Source organism: Streptomyces sp. NPDC088354, from assembly GCF_044753585.1.
Taxonomy (GTDB): domain Bacteria; phylum Actinomycetota; class Actinomycetes; order Streptomycetales; family Streptomycetaceae; genus Actinacidiphila.
Genome location: NZ_JBIVNJ010000008.1, coordinates 257,659 through 275,704, shown reverse-complemented (window position 1 = coordinate 275,704; position 18,046 = coordinate 257,659). Strand labels below are relative to the sequence as shown.

At 72.6% G+C, this 18,046-nt stretch carries 14 protein-coding genes; 1 reads left to right on the top strand and 13 read right to left on the bottom strand.

All coding sequences use genetic code 11. The features are described 5' to 3' along the window. Window positions 1-3: 3 nt before the first annotated feature. The 9 genes from ACIP98_RS15720 to ACIP98_RS15680 form a co-directional block, all read right to left on the bottom strand. Window positions 4-1,026, bottom strand: a complete 1,023-nt coding sequence (locus ACIP98_RS15720; protein ID WP_319661387.1) for a glutamate ABC transporter substrate-binding protein — start codon at window positions 1,024-1,026, stop codon at window positions 4-6. A 20-nt stretch (window positions 1,027-1,046) separates the two neighbouring features. Beyond that, window positions 1,047-2,435, bottom strand: a complete 1,389-nt coding sequence (locus ACIP98_RS15715; RefSeq protein WP_319661386.1) for a hypothetical protein — start codon at window positions 2,433-2,435, stop codon at window positions 1,047-1,049. 256 nt (window positions 2,436-2,691) lie between these two features. After that, entirely contained in the window at window positions 2,692-3,708 is a 1,017-nt protein-coding gene (locus tag ACIP98_RS15710) for a BadF/BadG/BcrA/BcrD ATPase family protein (RefSeq protein WP_319661385.1), read from the bottom strand. Continuing rightward, a complete protein-coding gene (locus tag ACIP98_RS15705; RefSeq protein WP_319661384.1) occupies window positions 3,699-4,961 on the bottom strand; it encodes a 6-phospho-beta-glucosidase in 1,263 nt (420 codons plus the stop codon). The genes ACIP98_RS15710 and ACIP98_RS15705 overlap by 10 nt, the downstream gene beginning before the upstream one ends. Then, window positions 4,958-5,860 (bottom strand): carbohydrate ABC transporter permease, encoded by a 903-nt coding sequence (locus ACIP98_RS15700; protein WP_319661383.1) that lies wholly within the window; start codon window positions 5,858-5,860, stop codon window positions 4,958-4,960. Before ACIP98_RS15700 ends, ACIP98_RS15705 begins: the two co-directional genes overlap by 4 nt. A 5-nt stretch (window positions 5,861-5,865) precedes the next feature. Continuing rightward, window positions 5,866-6,816 (bottom strand): sugar ABC transporter permease, encoded by a 951-nt coding sequence (locus ACIP98_RS15695; RefSeq protein WP_319661382.1) that lies wholly within the window; start codon window positions 6,814-6,816, stop codon window positions 5,866-5,868. Further along, window positions 6,816-8,153 carry an ABC transporter substrate-binding protein gene (locus tag ACIP98_RS15690; protein ID WP_319661381.1) on the bottom strand — a complete coding sequence of 446 codons (1,338 nt, stop codon included), beginning with the start codon at window positions 8,151-8,153 and terminating at the stop codon, window positions 6,816-6,818. The genes ACIP98_RS15695 and ACIP98_RS15690 overlap by 1 nt, the downstream gene beginning before the upstream one ends. A gap of 155 nt (window positions 8,154-8,308) precedes the next feature. Beyond that, on the bottom strand, window positions 8,309-9,475 hold the full coding sequence (locus ACIP98_RS15685) for an ROK family transcriptional regulator (RefSeq protein ID WP_319661583.1): 1,167 nt from the start codon (window positions 9,473-9,475) through the stop codon (window positions 8,309-8,311). A 342-nt stretch (window positions 9,476-9,817) separates the two neighbouring features. Next, window positions 9,818-10,855: a mechanosensitive ion channel family protein gene (locus ACIP98_RS15680; protein WP_401976246.1), complete on the bottom strand. Its 1,038-nt coding sequence runs from the start codon at window positions 10,853-10,855 to the stop codon at window positions 9,818-9,820. Between the two features lie 230 nt (window positions 10,856-11,085). Here ACIP98_RS15680 and ACIP98_RS15675 point away from each other — a divergent pair, with 230 nt between their 5' ends. Further along, window positions 11,086-11,622, top strand: a complete 537-nt coding sequence (locus ACIP98_RS15675) for an HNH endonuclease (RefSeq protein ID WP_319661379.1) — start codon at window positions 11,086-11,088, stop codon at window positions 11,620-11,622. Between the two features lie 94 nt (window positions 11,623-11,716). Here ACIP98_RS15675 and ACIP98_RS15670 read toward each other — a convergent pair whose 3' ends face one another. From ACIP98_RS15670 to ACIP98_RS15655, 4 genes are all read right to left on the bottom strand, one after another. Continuing rightward, window positions 11,717-13,168: an FtsX-like permease family protein gene (locus ACIP98_RS15670; protein WP_319661378.1), complete on the bottom strand. Its 1,452-nt coding sequence runs from the start codon at window positions 13,166-13,168 to the stop codon at window positions 11,717-11,719. Beyond that, window positions 13,165-13,851, bottom strand: coding sequence for an ABC transporter ATP-binding protein (locus tag ACIP98_RS15665; protein ID WP_319661377.1), 687 nt, complete (start codon window positions 13,849-13,851; stop codon window positions 13,165-13,167). Before ACIP98_RS15665 ends, ACIP98_RS15670 begins: the two co-directional genes overlap by 4 nt. Continuing rightward, the gene (locus ACIP98_RS15660) at window positions 13,848-14,387 is read right to left on the bottom strand and encodes a PadR family transcriptional regulator (protein WP_319661376.1); all 540 of its coding nucleotides are present in this window, start codon (window positions 14,385-14,387) and stop codon (window positions 13,848-13,850) included. Before ACIP98_RS15660 ends, ACIP98_RS15665 begins: the two co-directional genes overlap by 4 nt. Before the next feature lie 114 nt (window positions 14,388-14,501). Beyond that, window positions 14,502-17,924, bottom strand: a complete 3,423-nt coding sequence (locus ACIP98_RS15655; protein ID WP_401976242.1) for a beta-N-acetylglucosaminidase domain-containing protein — start codon at window positions 17,922-17,924, stop codon at window positions 14,502-14,504. Between the last annotated feature and the right edge of the window lie 122 nt (window positions 17,925-18,046).

The following is an 18,046-nucleotide window of genomic DNA, read 5'->3' as shown; positions in this document are numbered from 1 at the left end:
GCCTCAGTCCCGGTACAGCGGTTCCGGCGGCCCCTCGATGCCGGGGAGATCCGCCTCCAGCCAGGTACGGTACGCCTGCATCCACCGGCTGTCCGGGCCGCCACTGCGGTAGTCCGCCAGCACTTTGTTGACCCGGCGCACCAGGTCGGTGTCCTTCTCGTTCATGGCCACGCCGTAGTACTCCGTCGTGACGGGCTTGCCCACCAGGCGCACCGCCGGGTCCTGGGCCGCCTGCCCCGCGGCGAGCGCGTTGTCGGTGAACACGGCGTCGGCCTCGCCCAGTTGCAGCTTCACCAGACAGTCCAGCTGGTTGGGGACGAGAACGATCCGCGGCCGCAGCCGGTCCTTCTCCTCCTCCAGCTTCGCCTCGCCGGTGGTGCCCTGGGCGGTGCAGATCCGCTTGCCGGTGATGGAGCCGTCGAAACCCTTGATGACGGAACCCTGCCGGGGGACCAGCAGTTGCTGCCCCGCCTCGAAGTAGGCCGTGGAGAAGGCGATGTGCTTCTCCTTGATCCGCTCGCAGGTGATGCTGACCGTGCGCACCAGCACGTCGACGTCGCCGTTGTTGACGGCCTCGAAGCGCTTGGCGGTCGGCACCGTCTTGTACACGATCGCGTCGTCGTCGCCGAGGATGTCCTGGGCGATCGCCTTGGCCAGGTCGATGTCGAATCCGATGATCTTGCGGCTGACCGGGTCGCGGTAACTCCAGCGGTAGCCGTTCTGGTCGACACCGACGACGAGTTTGCCGCGCTGCTTGATCCGTTCGACGGCCGGCCCGCTCTCCCCGGACGGCAGCAGGCTCGCCTCCGGGTGGCCGCCGCAGTCGTCGGCGGCGGCCTGCCGCCCGGCCTGCTCCGCGCCGGCGGGCGTCGCCGAGTGCGTGATGGTCGCCGCGCGCTCCGCATCCGCTCGCTCGGCCGCCCTGAAGTGCAGCGGCAGGGCTGTGCCGGCGACCGCCAGCACGCACAGCCCGGCCATCGCGGCCACGCCTCCCCAGCCCCGCATGCCCTGCCCCCCGCGTGTCATCCGCGGCCTCCCTCCGCCGCTCATCGGTACTCCGACAACCGGCGCCCGATGCCGAGCACCGCTCCCGCCGCGCCGAGCACCGCCAGGAGCGCCGCGCCGGCGCCCAGTCCGTTCAGCGCGCCGCGGCCGTCCTCGGCGGCCTGCTCGAACTCCTCCTGTTCGTGGGCGACGGCCTTGGCCAGACTGCTGTCGACCCCGTCGAAACAGACGCCCGTGTACTCCTTGGCCTGCTCGCCGTTCTCGTAGCTCCCGCCGATCGTCTGGGCCACCGCGTCCAGGTAGCTGCCGGCGTCGTCCTTCGCGCGGGCCTGGAGGTTCAGGCTCCACCAGGCCTTGGCGTCCTTCATCGCGGTGGTGATGCTCTCCCGGCTCTCGGTGTCGTCCGCCAGCCGCAGCGCCCGGGCGAGCAGGCCGGTCTTCCCGTCGGCCCTGGTGCCTGCCATGTCCTGGATCTGCTGGAGGTAGGCGGTGTTGTACGCGTCACCGCTGCCGCGGGCCACCAGCGTCAGGTTCTCGTTGCTGCGGGCCTGCAGGGACTCGATGCGCGCCTCGTTGAGGACCTGCAGGGACCGGGCCCCGTGCGCGTACGAGTCGTCCAGCCGGGCGCGTGCCACGCCGTGCCCCGCCACCAGCCACAGCAGCACGGCGACGGTGGCGGCGGTCCCCGCCAGCAGGCCGACGTTGAACACCCGGTGGGTACGCCGGTACGCGCGCCGCTGCGCCCAGACCAGGGCCACCAGCGCGACGCCGCCCAGCGCCCAGGCCCCCCACGGCAGTGCCTGGGCGTCGTCGTAGTCACGGCCGAGCCGGGCCGTCTCGATCGTCCACAGTTCCTTGGCGTCGGGCAGGATCTGCTCGTTCATCAGGTCGTTGGCGCGGCGCAGATACGCCCCGCCGACCGGGAAGCCCTGCCGGTTGTTGGATCGGGCCCGCTCGATCAGGCCGGTGTACTCCGAGAGCCGCTGGTTGAGCCGCTCCAGCCGGTCGCGCGATCCGGGCGAACCCTCCGAACTCGCCGCCGCCTGCGTGATGCTCCGGGAGGCGACGTCGATGTCCTTGGTGTAGCGCCCGCTGACGTCGGCGGGCTCCACGCCCCCGGCGAGGAACCCGCCGGAGGCGGTGGCGCCGGCGTCGGCCAGCGACCGGTAGATGTCCGCAGCGCGCGCGCTGAGCGGCTCACTGTGGTGGATCACGTCGTCGGCCGCAGTCGCGCGCTCGGTGATCTGCCAGGCCGTCACCGCCCCGAACGCCACGACCAGCACCACCAGCAGGGCCCCGATCACCCGCAGCCGGCCCGGCTCGGTGGTCGCGGCCGTGCGCCACGCGCGCACCTGGTCGACCCACGCCCACGACCGCGCGTCCCCGGGCGCGCCGGAGTCCTGCCCCGGCGGATCGCCGGGCCCCCTCACGGTCGGCGGTTCCGTATTCGTCGGCGTCCGCATCCGCCAGCCCTCCCCCCGACTCGATCCCCGCGCACGCGCGCCGAGCCCATGACCAGCAGTATGGCCGCCGGCGCCGACATCCACCCGCGAATTGGGTGGATCTTGCCGCCGGTTCCGCCCCTTCCGCCCCGGTCGACGTCCCCCCGCCCGGCCCGTGCGCGCGTTCCCTCTCGCTGCTCACCACGCACGCGGGTGCGTGTTCGGTTCCCGGCCTGCGCGCGGGCTACGGCACCGGCGCCACCGGCTCGTAGTGCGCGCGCAGCCGGGCCTGCGCCTCGGTCCCCGCCCCGGACCGGTCCAGGCCGAGCAGCGCGGCGCCGAGGACGGGCGGTGCGGTGACGACCCGCGGGACGGCCCGGGGGGCGCGGGCGGCCAGCAGGGCGGTCACCGAGTCCATCAGCAGCGGGTGACGGGCCGCCAGGACCCCGCCGCCGAGCACCACATCGACCTCCTCGTCCAGCAGACCGAGCCGGTCCAGCGCGACCGCGGCCATGACCACGATCTCCTCCGCCTGACGTTCCACGATGGCCCGGGCAACCGAATCGCCCGATTCCGCGGTTTTGAAGAGTACAGGGGTCAATTCGTGCTTACGGGAGAAATCAATGCGTCCCAAGTGCAGTGCTTCGATCAGCGCGTACATCGAGGTGAGCCCGAAGTGCGCGGGCAGCGTGGCCGCCAGAGCGGTGGGGCCGCCGCGCCCGTCCTCCGCGCGCGCCGCCCACCACAGCGCCTCGTCGGCCAGGCCCGATCCGCCGCCCCAGTCACCGGAGAGGTGCCCGATGGCGGGGAAACGGGCCGTGCGGCCGTCGGGCAGCATGCCCGCGCAGTTGATGCCGGCGCCGCAGACCACGGCGACACCGCGCGGCTCGTCCACACCCGCGCGCAGCAGCGCGAAGGTGTCATTGGCGACGCGGGCGGTGACACCCCACCCCCGGGCGTGCACGGCGAGTTCGAGCTGCTGTTCCTCTACCGGCAGGTCGGCGTTGGCCAGGCAGGCCGAGACATGCCCCACCAGCGGTTCACCGGGGCGCACGGCGGTCCCGGCGGCTTCGGCCGCCCGCTCGACGATACGGGCGACCACCTCGACCGCCGCCTCCACACCGGTGATCTGCGGCTGGAAGCCGCCGCCGCGGGCGGTGCCGAGCACCGACCCGTCGGCGGCGACGAGGGCGACGTCGGTCTTGCTGTTGCCCGCGTCGATCGCGAGGACCCCCCCGTCGAGGGGACGGTTCAGATCCACGCGAGGTGCTCCCGGTTGTGCGCGATCAGACGGTCGGTCAGGGCATCGGCGTACTCGTGCTGGCCGATCAGGGGGTGGGACAGCAGCGCCTTGAAGACGCGGTCCCGGCCGCCGTGCACGGCGGCCGCCAGGGCCAGGTCCTCATAGGCGGTGACGTTCGCGATCAGGCCGCTGTAGAGCGGGTCCAGCGGCGCGACCGGGAGCGGGTGCGTCCCGCTCGCGTCGACGGTGGCGGGCACCTCGATGACGGCGTCGTCGGGGAGGAAGGGCAGGGTGCCGTTGTTGAGGGTGTTGACGACCTGGACGTCGCCGGTGTCCCGCAGCAGCGAGGAGGCCAGGGCAACGGCGGCCTCGGAGTAGTACGCGCCGCCGCGGCGTGACAGCAGCTCCGGCTTCTCGTCGAGGCTCTCGTCCCCGTACATCTCCAGCAGTTCGGCCTCGATCGCGGCGACCTCGGCGGCCCGGGACGGCTTCGACCCCAGTTCCCGCACGACCTCGTCGTGCGCGTAGAAGTAGCGCAGGTAGTACGAGGGCACGACGCCGAGCCGGTCCAGCAGGGTCCGAGGCAGGTGCAGGTCGTCGGCGATGGCGTCGCCGTGCGCGGCCAGCAGCTTGGGCAGCACGTCCTCGCCGTCGGGCCCGCCGATCCGCACCCCTCGCTCCCAGGTGAGGTGGTTCAGGCCCACGTGGTCCAGGTGGACCTGCTCGGGGGTCACCCCCAGGAAGGAGGCGAACTTCCGCTGGAAGCCGATCGCCACATTGCACAGGCCGACGGCCTTGTGCCCGGCCTGCAGCAGGGCCCGGGTGACGATGCCGACCGGGTTGGTGAAGTCGATGATCCAGGCATCGGGCGCGGCCCTGCGGACCCGCTCCGCGATGTCCAGCACCACCGGCACGGTGCGCAGGGCCTTGGCCAGCCCGCCGGCGCCGGTGGTCTCCTGGCCGACGCAGCCGCACTCCAGCGGCCAGGTCTCGTCCTGCGCGCGGGCCGCCTGTCCGCCCACCCGCAGTTGCAGCAGCACGGCGTCGGCACCCGCCACGCCCGCGTCCAGATCGGAGGTGGTGGTGACGGTCCCGGGGTGGCCCTGCTTGGCGAAGATCCGCCGGGCGAGGCCGCCGACCAGCCGCAGCCGGTCCGCGGCCGGGTCGACGAGGACCAGCTCCTCGATCGGCAGGGTCTCGCGCAACCGCGCGAACCCGTCGATGAGTTCGGGGGTGTACGTGGACCCGCCGCCCACGACAGCCAGCTTCATCCCTTGACTCCCGTCAATGTCACGCCCTCGATGAAGGCCTTTTGCGCGAAGAAGAAGACGACGATCACCGGTGCCATGACCAGCACGGTGGCGGCCATCGTCAGGTTCCAGTTCGTGTGATGGGCGCCCTTGAAGGATTCCAGGCCGTAACTCAGTGTCCAGGCCGCCGGGTTCTCGCTCGCGTAGATCTGCGGCCCGAAGTAGTCGTTCCAGCAGTAGAAGAACTGGAACAGCGCCACGGCGGCGATGGCGGGCTTCGCCATGGGCAGCACGACGCGCAGCATCGTGCGCAGCTCGCCGCAGCCGTCGACCCGCGCCGCGTCCGTGTACTCCTTGGGGATGGTGAGCAGGAATTGCCGCAGCAGGAAGATGGTGAACGCGTCGCCGAAGGCCATCGGGATGATCAGCGGCCACAGGGTGCCCGACAGGTGCAGCTGCTTGGCCCAGAAGAGATACATGGGGACGATGACGACCTGCGGGGGCAGCATCATCGTGGAGATCACCAGCATCATCGACAGATTCCGCCCGCGGAAGCGGAACTTGGCGAGCGCGTAGGCGACCGGGGTGCTGGAGACGACCGTCAGCACGGTGCCGAGGCCGGCGTACAGCAGGGTGTTGCGCCACCAGGTGAGGAAGCCGGGGGTGTCCCAGACGGTGCCGAAGTTGCTCCATTCCCAGGTCCTGGGCCACAGGTCGCGGGTCAGGGCCTGGTTGTCGCTCATCACCGCGGTGAGGAAGACGAAGACGAACGGGAGGACGAAGAAGAGGGCGGCGGCGATGCCGAGCGCGTGCACGGCGATCCAGTGCAGCGCCGCCCGGCGGGCCGCGGCCCGCCGGGACTGGTCCGACAGACCGGTCGCCGGGGTCGTGGCGGGCGGGGCGAGAGTGGCGTGGGTCATCGGTATCAGTCCTCCGCCGACAGGAAGCCGCTGCGGCGGCGCATCAGGAGTGCGGTGAAGACCATGGCGAGTGCGAACAGCACCAGGGCGATCACGCAGGCCGCGCCGGTGTCGAAGCGCTGGAAGCCGAGGTTGTAGACCAATTGGGGCAGCGTCAGCGTGGACTTCTCCGGATAGCCGGGCTCGAACTGCTGGCCGGAGCCGCCGATGATGCCGCTGGCGACCTTTCCGGCGACCAGGGGCTGTGTGTAGTACTGCATGGTCTGGATGACCCCGGTCACCACGGCGAACATCACGATGGGCGAGATGTTCGGCAGGGTGACGTAGCGGAACCGGGACCAGGCGCCGGCGCCGTCCAGCTCGGCGGCCTCGTACTGCTCCTTGGGGACGTCGAGCAGCGCGGCCATGAAGATGACCATCAGGTCGCCGATGCCCCACAGGGCCAGCAGCGTCAGGGCCGGCTTGGACCAGGTCGGGTCGTTGAACCAGCCGGGCTGCGGCAGGCCGAGGCTGCCCAGCACGTGGTTCACGGGTCCGGTGCCGGGGTTGAGCAGGAAGGCGAAGGCCATCGTCGCGGCGACCGGCGGGGCCAGGTAGGGCAGGTAGAAGGCGGTCCTGAAGAGCCCGGCGCCTGTCTTGATCTTGGTGATCAGCAGGCCGACGCCCAGGCCGAAGACGACCCGCAGGCTGACCATGACCACGACCAGCCACAGGGTGTTGCGCAACGCGGGCCAGAAGAAGGGGTAGTCGTTGAAGACGTACGACCAGTTCTTGACGCCGTTCCAGGTCGGGGCGGTGAAGCCGTCGTACTTCATGAAGGAGAAGTAGACGGTCGAGATCAGCGGGTAGGCGAAGAAGACGCTGAAGCCGATCAGCCACGGGGAGAGGAAGGCGAGGGTGCGAAGCGCCTCGCGGCGGCGCTTCGCCCTCAGCAGGGGGTGGACGCTCGCACTCATCACCGGGCCTGCGCGATGTCCTTGTCGACCTGCGTGTCGACGCCCTTGAGGCCGGCGGTCAGGTCGGACTGCTTGCCGGACTCGTAGGCGTAGCCGAAGTCCTGCAGCGTGAGCTGGTAGGTGCCGCCGTTGACACTGGCGGGGGTAGTGGTGCTGTTGGGGTTCTGCGCGATGTCCACGAAGGTGCGGAAGAGGGGATCGGCGTCCAGCTTCGGCGACTTCAGCGCGGCGAGCGTGGAGGGCACGTTGTGGATGGCGTTGGCGAAGTTGACGACCGCGTCGGTGTCGGTGGCCATGTACTTGACCAGTTCCCAGGCGGCGTTCTTCTTGGCGCTGGTGTTGGCGACGCCGATGATCGTCCCCGACAGGTAGCCCTTGCCGTAGGTGTCGGCCTGGTCGTCCGGCACGGGGAAGGGGGCGACGCCGATGTCGAACTTCGCGCCGGACTCCTTGGCCATGCCGGCCCGCCACTCGCCGTCCATCGCCATGGCCACCTGGCCGGTGTGGAAGGGGTTCTTGGCGCCCCACTCGTCACCGAAGGTGGACCGGTACTTCTCCAGCTTCTTGAAGCCGCCGAGCGCCTTCACCATGTCCTGCTGCCAGGTGAACATGGCCGCGAAACCGGGGTCCTTGGCGACGCTGGACTTGCCGTCGGCGTCGAAGTACTTCGCGCCCCACTGGGCGGCAAGGTGGGTGGTGGTCGACTCGTAGCCGTGGAAGTTGGGCATGAAGCCGAGCTGGGAGTAGGAGTCGCCCTTGGACTTGGTGAGCTTGACGGCATCGGCCTTGAACTCGGACAGCGTCTTGGGCGGGGCGGCGATCCCGGCGGCCTTGAAGGCGTCCTTGTTGTAGTACAGCCCGTAGGCGTCGCCGAGCAGCGGCAGTGTGCAGCGCTTCCCCTCGAACTGGGTGTACTCCAGCATCGGCTTGGGGAAGGTCGTCGCCGCGTCGATGCCGGACTTCTTCAGGTAGGGGTCCAGGTCGGCGAAGGCGTTGGACGAGCAGAACTTGCCGACGTTGTCGGTGGTGAAGGAGGAGACGACGTCCGGGGCGTTCGGGCCGCCGGCCCGCAGCGCCTGGTTGATCTTGTCGTCGGTGATGTTGCCCTGCACCTTGACGTGGATGTTGGGGTGCGCCTTCTCGAACGCAGTGACGTTGGCGCTGATCGCCTTCACCTCGCTGGGCGCGGACCAGCCGTGCCAGAAGGTGATGGTGACGTCCTTGCTGGGGTCGTCGCTCGCCGTGTTGTTGCTGGAGCCCGTACACGCGCTCGTCAGCAGGGATATCGCGGCGGCGGCGGCGATGGCGGCCGCGGCCGTCTTGGTGGAACCGGACACTTCGCTTCCTCCGGGGACTTTCGGGGGCGGTTCGAGGGTGTGCGATGCCTGCGGAGGGGCCCGCCGGGTGGTGCCGGTGACGGGTGACCCCCGCTGCGGGTGCGGGTGCGGGTGCGGGTGCGTGGTGGGCGGTCGGTGGTTCGGTTCGGCGGGATTCAGCGGGAGGTGTCGAACACCTCGTCGCGGGTGGTGGCCAGGGCGCTCTGCAGTGCCCCGCTCAGGACGGGGTGTTCCGGCACGGCGCCGAGCACCAGCCGGGGCCGGGGCACGGCGAGTTCGGCCAGTTCCGCCTGGACGAGTGCGCGCAGGGGTTCCCCGCCGGCGGCGATCACTCCGCCGGCCAGGACGATCAGTTCGGGGTCGAGCACGGTCACCAGCGAGGCGAGGCCGATGGCGAGCCCGGTCGCGAAGCGCCGCAGCAGTTCCGCCTGCGGCCCGTCGTCGCCGCCGGCCGCCGCCGAGGACAGCAGGGCCGAGGCCGCTCCGGCCTGGGTACCGCGGGGAACGGTCAGTCCCAGTTCGCGGGCGATCCGCAACACGGCGTTGCAGCCCGCCAGTTCCTGGAAGCCGCCGGCGTTGGCCTTGGCCACGTGCCGGACCAGGGGCGTGCCCGGCACCGGCATGAAGCCCACCTCGCCCGCGCCACCGGTCCGGCCGCGGTGCAGCCGGCCGCCGATGACGACGGCGGCACCGATGCCCTCCTCGTTCCACAGCAGGACGAAGTCGTCGTGGCCGCGGGCCGCGCCCAGCCGCTGCTCGGCGACGGCGGCGAGGTTCACGTCGTTGTCGTACTCCAGGGGCACGGGCAGGGCCGCGGCCAGTTCCTCCAGCAGGGTGGGGGAGTGCCAGCCGGGGAGATGGCTGGCGTAGCGCAGCCGCCCGGTGCTCGGGTCGAAGGCGCCCGGGGTGCCGACGACGATCCGGTGCAGGTCGGTCAGGTGCAGGCCCGCGGCCTTCACCGCGCCGTCGACCGCCTGGGCCACCTGCTCGACGGCGCCGTGGGAGCGCCGGCTGCGCCCCGGGGTCGGCAGTTCGAACTCGCCGGTGACCGTGCCGGTGATGTCGGCGACCGCGGCACGGATGTGCTCGGTGGTCACGTCGAGCCCGGCGACGTGCGCGGCGGCGGGGTTGACCGAGTACAGCTGGGCGTTGGGACCCGGCCGGCCGGCGGTGGTGCCGGTGGCGACCACCAGCCCGGCGGACTCCAGCCGGGCCAGCAGCTGTGAGGCGGTCGGCTTCGACAGGCCGGTGAGCTTGCCGATGCGGGTGCGGGACAGAGTGCCGTGTTCGAGGAGCAGGTCGAGAGCGGCGCGGTCGTTCATCGCGCGCAGGACGCGCGGCGTGCCGGGTGTACCGGGGGTGCCGGGGGCTCCGGGGGTACCGGCCACGGTCTCGTCCTTCCTCGGGTCGACGGCTCGTCCGCCGCACGCTACGGCACGGGCGGACGGGCTGGGTGGGGTTCGTGGGCGGGCAGTGACCCGTTGGTAGTTAGTAAACTTTCCTGTTGGTGAAAGGCAAGGTAGGCGCCCGGCGCGGGGAGCGTCAAGGGTGGATCAGGGACGGCGTCAAAGTGTTATCAGGGGCGCCAAGGCGTGAAAAGGGGGCGCCGGGCAACTGCCCGGCGCCCCCTTGCGATCCCTGGCGCGAGCGCCCGGTCCGTCAGATCACTTCGTGGTGCTGGTCGGCAGCGGCTGCGCCGCGAGTGCCTGCGGGGACACGGGGTTGGCCAGTGCCGACGGCGCGGCGATACCGGCGGTCGGGTCCACCGCCTCCTCGTCGTCCGACGCCGCCGGGAGGCCGCCGACGATCGCCATCCCGGCCTCGTCGAAGGTCCGCTTGATCCGCCAGCGCAGTTCGCGCGCGGCCGACATCGCCTTGCCGGGCATCGTCCTGGCCTGCGCCTGCAGGACCATCGAGTTCGCGGTCACCGACTCCAGCCCCAGTACCTCGACCGGCTCCCACAGCACCTCGTCCCACGGCTGGGTCTTGGCCATCTCGTCGGCCGCCCGCAGGATCAGGGCCCGCGCGCGGTCCAGGTCCTCGTGGTAGCCGATCCGCACGTCCACGGTCGCCGTCGCCCAGCCCTGACTGAGGTTGCCGATGCGCTTGACCTCGCCGTTGCGGATGTACCAGATCTCGCCGTTGTCGCCGCGCAGCTTCGTCACCCGCAGCCCGACCTCGATCACCGTGCCGCTGGCCACGCCCGCGTCGATGACGTCGCCCACGCCGTACTGGTCCTCCAGGATCATGAAGACCCCGGAGAGGAAGTCCGTCACCAGGTTGCGGGCGCCGAAACCGATGGCCACACCGGCCACACCGGCGCTGGCCAGCAGCGGGGCCAGATTGATCTGCAGCACCGACAGCACGGTCAGTGCGGCCGTTCCCATGATCACGAACGAGGCCACGCTGCGCAGCACCGAGCCGATCGCCTCGCTGCGCTGCCGCCGCCGCTCGGCGTTGACCAGCAGCCCGCTCAGCGCGCCGGACGCGGCGGCCTCGGCGCCGCGGTTCATCCGCTCGATCACCTTGGTCAGCATCCGCCGCACGATCACCCGCAGTACCAGCGCGATGACCAGGATCAGCACGATCCGCAGACCCGCGCCGAGCCAGTCCGCCCAGTTCTGGCCGATGTACTCGGCCGCGCCATCGGCGGATTTCTGGGCGTCGTCGATGGTCGAGGCGGTGGCGAGCGGTGTGGACAAGGCGGGAACCTCCGGTCGGGCAGGCTTCCCACACTAACGGGGTAAACGATGTGTCTCGTTGCCCCGTTCGGGAGCGACGTGCGCTGATTCAGGGCATGTAAAGGGGTGTGGTCGAAAACACCCTCGGTCCGTTACCCGGTCATGGTGGCGCCGCGACCAGGCTTCCGGAGAGACTGTGGGCAGATCGTCCCGGCGCGAGCCACGCGCCGCCGGCGTAAAAGGAGGCACCCGTGCCGCATGTCCTGGTCCTCAATGCGTCGTACGAGCCGCTCGGCGTCGTACCGCTCCGCCGCGCACTGATCCTCGTGCTGAACAAGAAGGCCGTGTGCCTCGAGGAATCCGGCGCTTATCTGCACAGCGCGACCTGTTCTGTCCCCGCACCCAGTGTTGTCAAGCTCACCAAATTCGTCCGAGTCCCCTTTCGCGGCCCCGTGCCCCTGACCCGGCGGGCGCTCTTCGCCCGGGACGGCGGCCGGTGCGCGTACTGCGGAGGCGTCGCAACCAGCGTCGACCACGTGATCCCGCGCAGCCGCGGAGGCCAGCACACGTGGGAGAACGTGGTCGCTGCCTGCCGCCGGTGCAACCATCTCAAGGCCGACCGGCATGTCGCCGAGCTCGGCTGGCGCATGCGCCATCAGCCCGCCCCGCCGTCCGGCCTCGCCTGGCGGATCATCGGGACGGGGCATAGGGACCCGCGCTGGCTGCCATACCTGCAGCCATTCGGCGCGGACGACGCCTTGGCCCGGATCGACGGCATATCCGCCTGAGACCGGGCCTTTGTGTTGCCCGGCACGGCCCCACGGGCCCCGGGCCGCCCCCCGTGGCGGTCCGGGGCCCGTGGGGCCGCGTCGGCGTGTCGTCCTACTCGAACCGCAACTGCGCAGGGTGCACGGTCCGCCGCAGCAGGGGGAGCGAGGCGGCGGTGGCCAAAAGCGCGGCGGCCGGCAGGGCGACGGCGGCGAGCAGCGGTTCCAGCAGCGGGAACGCGTACGAGCTGTCGAGTCCCGCCGCCTTCCACCAACTTCCGACGGCCAGCAGACCGCACCCCGTCGCCAGCACGGCCGCCGGCACCAGCGGCAGGGCGGTCTCCAGCAGTGCCGCGCGGTTCAGGACGCCTCGGGGCACCCCGCCGGCGGCCAGGGCGGCCAGTGTCCGGCGCCGGGTGATCAACGATTCGACCGCCGCGACCACCAGACCGCCGACGGCCACCGCGAAGGCGATCACGATGCCGGCGCCGACCGCACGGAGCCCGTCGAAGTAGTAGTCCAGGTCCTCCGCGCTGTACGGAAGCCGGTACGGCGCGGCGAGGTCCTCGATCATCAGGCGCCGTACGCCCATGAAACCGACCCCCGCCAGCACGGCCAGCAGTACCGCTCCGTGTGAGCGGGTAGCCGCCCAGGGATCGGCCTGGAGGCGCTCTCCCGCGATCAGCAGTGCCGGGCGCCCGGAGCGGGCCGCGAGGCGCCCCGTGAGGAGGGCGAGCCCGGCGCTGCCGTACAGCACGCCGACCAGGGACAGCACGACGGCGGCCAGAGAGACCGGCGCGGAGACCCCGTAGACCGAGGACCGGCCGCCGAGCACGAACATGTTCGCCACCTGGAGGCCGGTCGCCGCGACGAGCGCCAGCGGAGCGAGCGCCCACAGCGCCAGCCGTCCCCGCCCCGGCCGGGGGTACGGCCGCCGGCCCCCCGAGGCGACCCCCAGCGGATCGGCCGCCGCGCGACGCAGCGTGAACCGGGCCTCCAGCGTCGCGATCAGCGGCATCCCGAACACCACGGCCGCGGCCGCGACCCAGGGGACGGGCACGTCCGCGGGCCAGGCCGTCAACCCCAGTGGCCCGCCGTCGGGCACGGTGACGGGATGCAGCGCACCGAGCACCGCCCGCAGCACGAGGAAGGCCGCCAGTCCGGCGAGCGCGCCGATCCCGCAGGCCGTACCGGTCTCCAGCGCCTGGATGCGGCGCACTTGGCGGGGGGTCGCGCCGGCCAGCCTCAGCGCGGCGAGCCGCTGCTCCAGTTGCACGGCGCCGATCCGGGTGCACTGGCCCAGAAACGCCAGCAGGGGGACGATCAGCAGCAGCAGTCCGATGACCAGCCCGGACCGGGTGGTGCGGTCGTTGAACAATTGATGGCTGTACCAGTGCGCCCCGCCGCCGAACCGGGTGCCGATCACCGCGACGACCGTGGCCGCCAGCGCGAAGAGCGTGCCCAGCGCCGTACTCGCCGCCGTCAGGCCGAGCCGCCACCACTCGCCGTTCGGGGAGCCGCGCAGCAGGGACCAGGCCAGCCGGGCGTCGGCCCGCAGCGCGGTCACCGGAGCACCTGCGCGGGTGCGCCGTCCACGGCGCCGTCGCGGACGGTGATCTCGCGGTCGGCGTACGCCGCGACCTGGGCTTCGTGGGTGACGAGGAGCACGGCGGTGCCCGCCTCGCGCGCGGCCTGCACGAGGGCGGTCATGACCTGTTCCCCGGCGAGGGAGTCCAGGGCGCCGGTCGGCTCGTCGGCGAAGACGGCCTTGGGCCCGGTGACCATGGCGCGGGCCAGGGCGACGCGCTGGGACTGGCCGCCGGACAGCTCGCCGGGGCGCAGGGCGGCCCGGTCGCCGACGCCGAAGCGCTCCAGCCAGTCCCGGGCGCCCGCATGGGCGGCGGCGCGGGGGGTGCCGGCCAGCAGCAGCGGCAGCGCGACGTTGTCGAGCGCGGTCAGTTCTCCGACCAGCTGCCCGAACTGGAAGACGATCCCGAAGTCGGTGCGGCGCAGCGTCGTGCGGCGGGCCTCGCCCGCCTGGTCGAGGCGCTCGTCGCCGTAGCGGACCTCGCCCTCGTCGGGCCGGACGATGCCCGACAGGCAGTGCAGCAGCGTGGACTTGCCGCTGCCGCTCGGGCCGCTGACGGCCAGGATCTCACCGGGGTGCAGGCGCAGTGACGCACCGCGCAGAGCGTCCGTCGTGCCGTAACGCTTGACCAGGCCGCGGGCCTCGATCAGGGGTGGGGTCATGCGGAGGTGACCTCCTCGGTCAGGGCGCCGAGGCGCTGCGCGGCGTTGTCCATCCAGCGCAGGTCGGCGTCGAGATGGGTGAGGGCGTAGTCGGCGGAGAGCACGGCCGACAAGGGGGCGCCGGGCGCCGTCTTCACGGCGGTGAGTTCGCGCATCCGGGCGAGGTGGGCGGCGCGCTGGGCGCGCAGGAAGTCGGCCGGGTCGCCGTGGCCGGAGGCGATGATCGCCGTGACCTTGGCGAAGATCTCGTTCGCCGCGGTGACCGGCGCGGGTGGCACGGGCTCGGCGAGCCAGCGCAGCAGCGCGCCGGTGCCCTGCCCGGTGAGCCGGTACGTGGTCCGCTCGGGCCCTCCTTCGCTCGAAGTGGCGTCGACCTCCGCGAGGCCGTCGCGGACCAGGCGCTGCAGCGTTGTGTAGACCTGGCCGTAGGCGAGCGGACGTGCCTGCGGGAAGCGTTCGTCGTGCCGCCGCTTCAGGTCGTACCCGTGTCCGGGCCCCGCGGCGAGCAGTCCCAGCAGCGTGTTGCCGGTACTCACCGGGTCCTCACCCCCTTGTCCCCTGCTCTATTCGCTGAATACATGTACTGAGTGAATAGTGGCATGCGCCTGATCACCGTGGCAAGCGGTTCACGGGGATGCCGCGGGCAGGGCTCAGCCCGTGACGGCGAAGGCCTGGAGCGAGTACAGCGAGTAGCCGTACTTCGTGCCGCGCTCCACGCCCTGCACACGGAGGAAGCGCGTGTCGGCGGAAGCGTCCAGACGCACCGACTCGGTGCCGCCGTGGCCGTCGTCGACGGTGGCGGCCGTGTGCCAGTTCTGCCCGTCGGCCGAGGTCAGGATCGTGTAGCGGGAGGCGTACGCGTCCTGCCAGCGCAGCGTCACCCGGCCGATCCGGACCGGCCGCGGCAGCTCCGCCTGCACCCAGGCGTCGTCCTGCGCGGGGGAGGACCAGCGGGTGGCGGGGTCGCCGTCGGTGAGCGCGGAGGCGGGGAAGTCCTCGGTCTCGTCGCCGGAGGAGGTGGCGGTGGCGCCCTGCGCGAGGTCCGGCCCGCCGGTGCGCGGGTAGGCGTGCACGGTGACGGTCTGCCGGACCGTGCGGCCCTCGGCGCGGAACTCCAGCGGCACTTCGTACACGCCCGGCACGCCGTCCTCGGGCAGCGACAGCTTCACCGGCACCACGACCCTGCCGCCGCGCGGCAGTTCGATGTCGCCGGGAGCCACCGCGCGCACCCCCGGCGGGGCCTTGGCCGTCAGTGTCACCCGGGCCGCTCCCGGAGAGGTGTCGGTCAGTTCGGCGGTGACCGTCGCAGGCGTGCCACCGGCCTCGACGTCGGCCTCGGCACGGTCCAGGGTCATCCGGGCGGCCGGCCCGTCCGCGTACCAGGGCACGATCTCGTGGACGACCGGTGCCCGGGTCCCGGGCGCCGGGGTGATCCGCACCGCGTCCACCCGCAGGCCGTTCGCGGCGAGTTCGGTCCAGCCGCCGCCCAGCGCGCCGAGCCGGCGCCAGCCCTGCCCGGGCACGCGCGCCTCGACGGCGCCGTCCGCGCCGCCCTCGGGGCCGGTCAGCACGGTCAGCGCCTCCAGGGGGCGGGCCCTGCCGTACTCCAGGGTCAGCCCGTCCGCAGGCACGCGGTACGCCGTGGTCGCGTCGCCGTCGGCGGCGGCGCCGGCCGCCGGGTCGCCCGCGGAGACGGCGGGCTCGTGCCTGTCCCCGGTGGTCACGGTGAACTCCCGCACGGTGACGGCGTTCTCCTGCGCGGCGGTGGCCCGCAGCCGTACGTAGCGGGCCCGGGTGCCCTCCGGCAGGGTCGCGGTGACGGTGCGCTCGCCGGCCACGTCGGTGACCGGCCGCCAGCCGGCGTCGTCGCCCGAGGAGTACTCCAGCACCGCCTGGTTCAGGTAGTCGTCCTGTTCCGGGCCGGGTTGCGCGGAGCCCATGACGATCCGCACCTCGCGGATCTCGCGGGCGCTGCCCAGGTCCACCCCGAAGGTGTCGCCCCGCCGCGGCGGGGCGTCGCTGGCCCAGGCGGTGGAGTCCTTGCCGTCGGTCATGAGGGACGGTTCGGTGGCACGCGCCGAGCCCAGCGTCGCGGTGGCGGTGCCGTCCTCGACGCGCATCCCGGTCCAGGCGTCCGCCGTGGCCAGGGCCTTGGCCAGGAACGGGTCCAGCACCCCGTCGCCCACCGTCACCTGGCTCTGCGCGATCCGCCGCTGCGCCCGCTCCAGGGCCAGCCGGTCCTTCCAGGCGCCGGTGCCGTCGCCGCCGCGCAGCCCCAGCAGCATGTCCACCGCGTGCTCCCCGGCGGATCCGTAGCGCGCCAACTGAGCCAGCCACGGCTGTACTTCGCCGCCGAACGCACCGCCGGCCAGGCCGTCGAGCCGTTCCGGGGCGCCGCTCATCGTGGTGAAGGCGGCGCGCAGCCGGTACGCCGCGCCGTGCAGCCGCTCGTCGCTCCCGTGCTCGTACGCGTCCAGGAACTCCTCCAGCAGCGGCCGCAGATAGGCCGACTCGCTGTCGTCCAGTGCGGAGGAGGCCTCGTTGCCCGCCAGCGCGCGCAGCGCGCCGCGCGCGGCCGGGTCGGTGCCGGCGAGGTCGTCGACGGCGGCCTGCCAGGAGGAGGCGCGGTCGTAGCCGTGCGGGTTCCAGGCGTAGTCCGCGGCCGTGAACAGCGCGATCCGGGACGCCGAGGGCTGCCGCATCGCGGTCGCCAGCAGTCCGGCCGTGGCGGTCGCGACGGCCGGCTCCCGTCCGGTGTAGGGGCCGAGGAAGATGCGGTCGTCCGCCCAGTCGTTGACCGGGTAGTCGTCCATCGTCAGCAGCGGGTGGCGGAACACGTCCTGCGCTTCGGCGACCTGCGTGCCCGTGATCGTCTCCGGTACGACACCGACGCCGGTCCAGGCCACCTCCACGGAGCGGTCCAGCGTCCGTGCGAGTTCGTGGCGGAAGTCGGTGGCGCCGTCCTGGTAGTACTCCGTGGGCAGCAGAGAGAGCGGGATTCCGCCGCCCTGCCGGCCCTCCAGGTGGCGCGCGACGGCGTTCGCGACCTCCGCCTGGGCGCGGGCGGCCGCCCGCGGGCCGTCGCCGTACCGCCCGGCGTCCGCCCGGCAGTGCCACTCGCTGTAGCTGACGTCCTGGAACTGGAGCTGGAATCCGCGCACGCCCAGGGCCCACATCGCGTCGATCTTGCGTTGCAGCGCCTTGCGGTCCTCCTGGGAGGAGAAGCACAGCGCCTGGCCGGGCGTCACGGCCCAGATGAGCGTGACGTGGTTGGCCCGGGCGCGCTCCGCCAGAGAGCGGAAGTCCGCCCGGCGCGCCGCGGGGTAGGGCTCGCGCCACAGCGCCTGGCGGTAGGGGTCGTCGCCGGGGGCGTAGAGGTAGCGGTTCTGCTTGGTGCGGCCCAGGAAGTCGATCTGCGACAGGCGCTGCTCACGCGTCCACGGCTCGCCGTAGAAGCTCTCGGCGATGCCGCGGGCCCTCGCCACCGGCCAGTCGCGCACGACGACGCCGGGCAGGCCGTGCGGCGTCACCAGCTGACGCAGTGTCTGCGCCGCGTGGAACAGGCCGTCCCCGCCCGTGCCGGCCAGGGCCACGGTGCCGTGGCCGAGGACGTGGCCCACGGCCAGCCGGTAGCCCCCGGAGGGCAGGTCCCCCACGGGCGGGGCCCCCAGCGCGCGGAGCGCGGTGTCCGCGCCGTCGCCGTCGGCGTACACCGTCAGAGCGCCCCGCGGGACGTCCGCGCTGTCGCGCAGCTCCCGCGCGCCGGCCTCGCGCAGGATCCGGCGGAGCACGTCCAGTGCGTACGGGTCGGCGCCCGGGCCGGCGATCAGCGTGACGGTGCCCGGGACGGCGGTGAGGCCGCCGGTCGTGCGCACCACCTGGGGCGTGGGATGGACCGGCGGGAGTGCGGCGGAGCGGGCCGCCGCACCGGCGGTGACCGCCGCGTCCGGCAGGCCGGCGGGAGGGGCGGGCGGCGTGACCGGTGCGCCGGGCGACGCGCCCAGCATGCCGCCGACCACGGCGGCGACGATCGCGGCCGTTCTCGCTGCGGCGGTTCTCCTGCCCCGGACCATGTCCGCGACAGCCCATCACCCGCCCGAAGGGCGTGTCAACGCATCCGGGGGCCCTGCTTCCCCTCCCGCCCCGGTGGTGTGCCGCCCCGTACCGCCGGTAGCCGCCGCCCATAGGGGGAACG

Excerpts from the sequence above, each read along its gene's own strand:
- ACIP98_RS15720 (WP_319661387.1), bottom strand. The coding sequence starts at position 1,026 with ATGACACGCGGGGGGCAGGGCATGCGGGGCTGGGGAGGCGTGGCCGCG.
- ACIP98_RS15705 (WP_319661384.1), bottom strand. The coding sequence starts at position 4,961 with ATGAAGCTGGCTGTCGTGGGCGGCGGGTCCACGTACACCCCCGAACTC.
- ACIP98_RS15700 (WP_319661383.1), bottom strand. The coding sequence starts at position 5,860 with ATGACCCACGCCACTCTCGCCCCGCCCGCCACGACCCCGGCGACCGGT.
- ACIP98_RS15695 (WP_319661382.1), bottom strand. The coding sequence starts at position 6,816 with ATGAGTGCGAGCGTCCACCCCCTGCTGAGGGCGAAGCGCCGCCGCGAG.
- ACIP98_RS15685 (WP_319661583.1), bottom strand. The coding sequence starts at position 9,475 with ATGAACGACCGCGCCGCTCTCGACCTGCTCCTCGAACACGGCACTCTG.
- ACIP98_RS15665 (WP_319661377.1), bottom strand. The coding sequence starts at position 13,851 with ATGACCCCACCCCTGATCGAGGCCCGCGGCCTGGTCAAGCGTTACGGC.
- ACIP98_RS15655 (WP_401976242.1), bottom strand. The coding sequence starts at position 17,924 with ATGGTCCGGGGCAGGAGAACCGCCGCAGCGAGAACGGCCGCGATCGTC.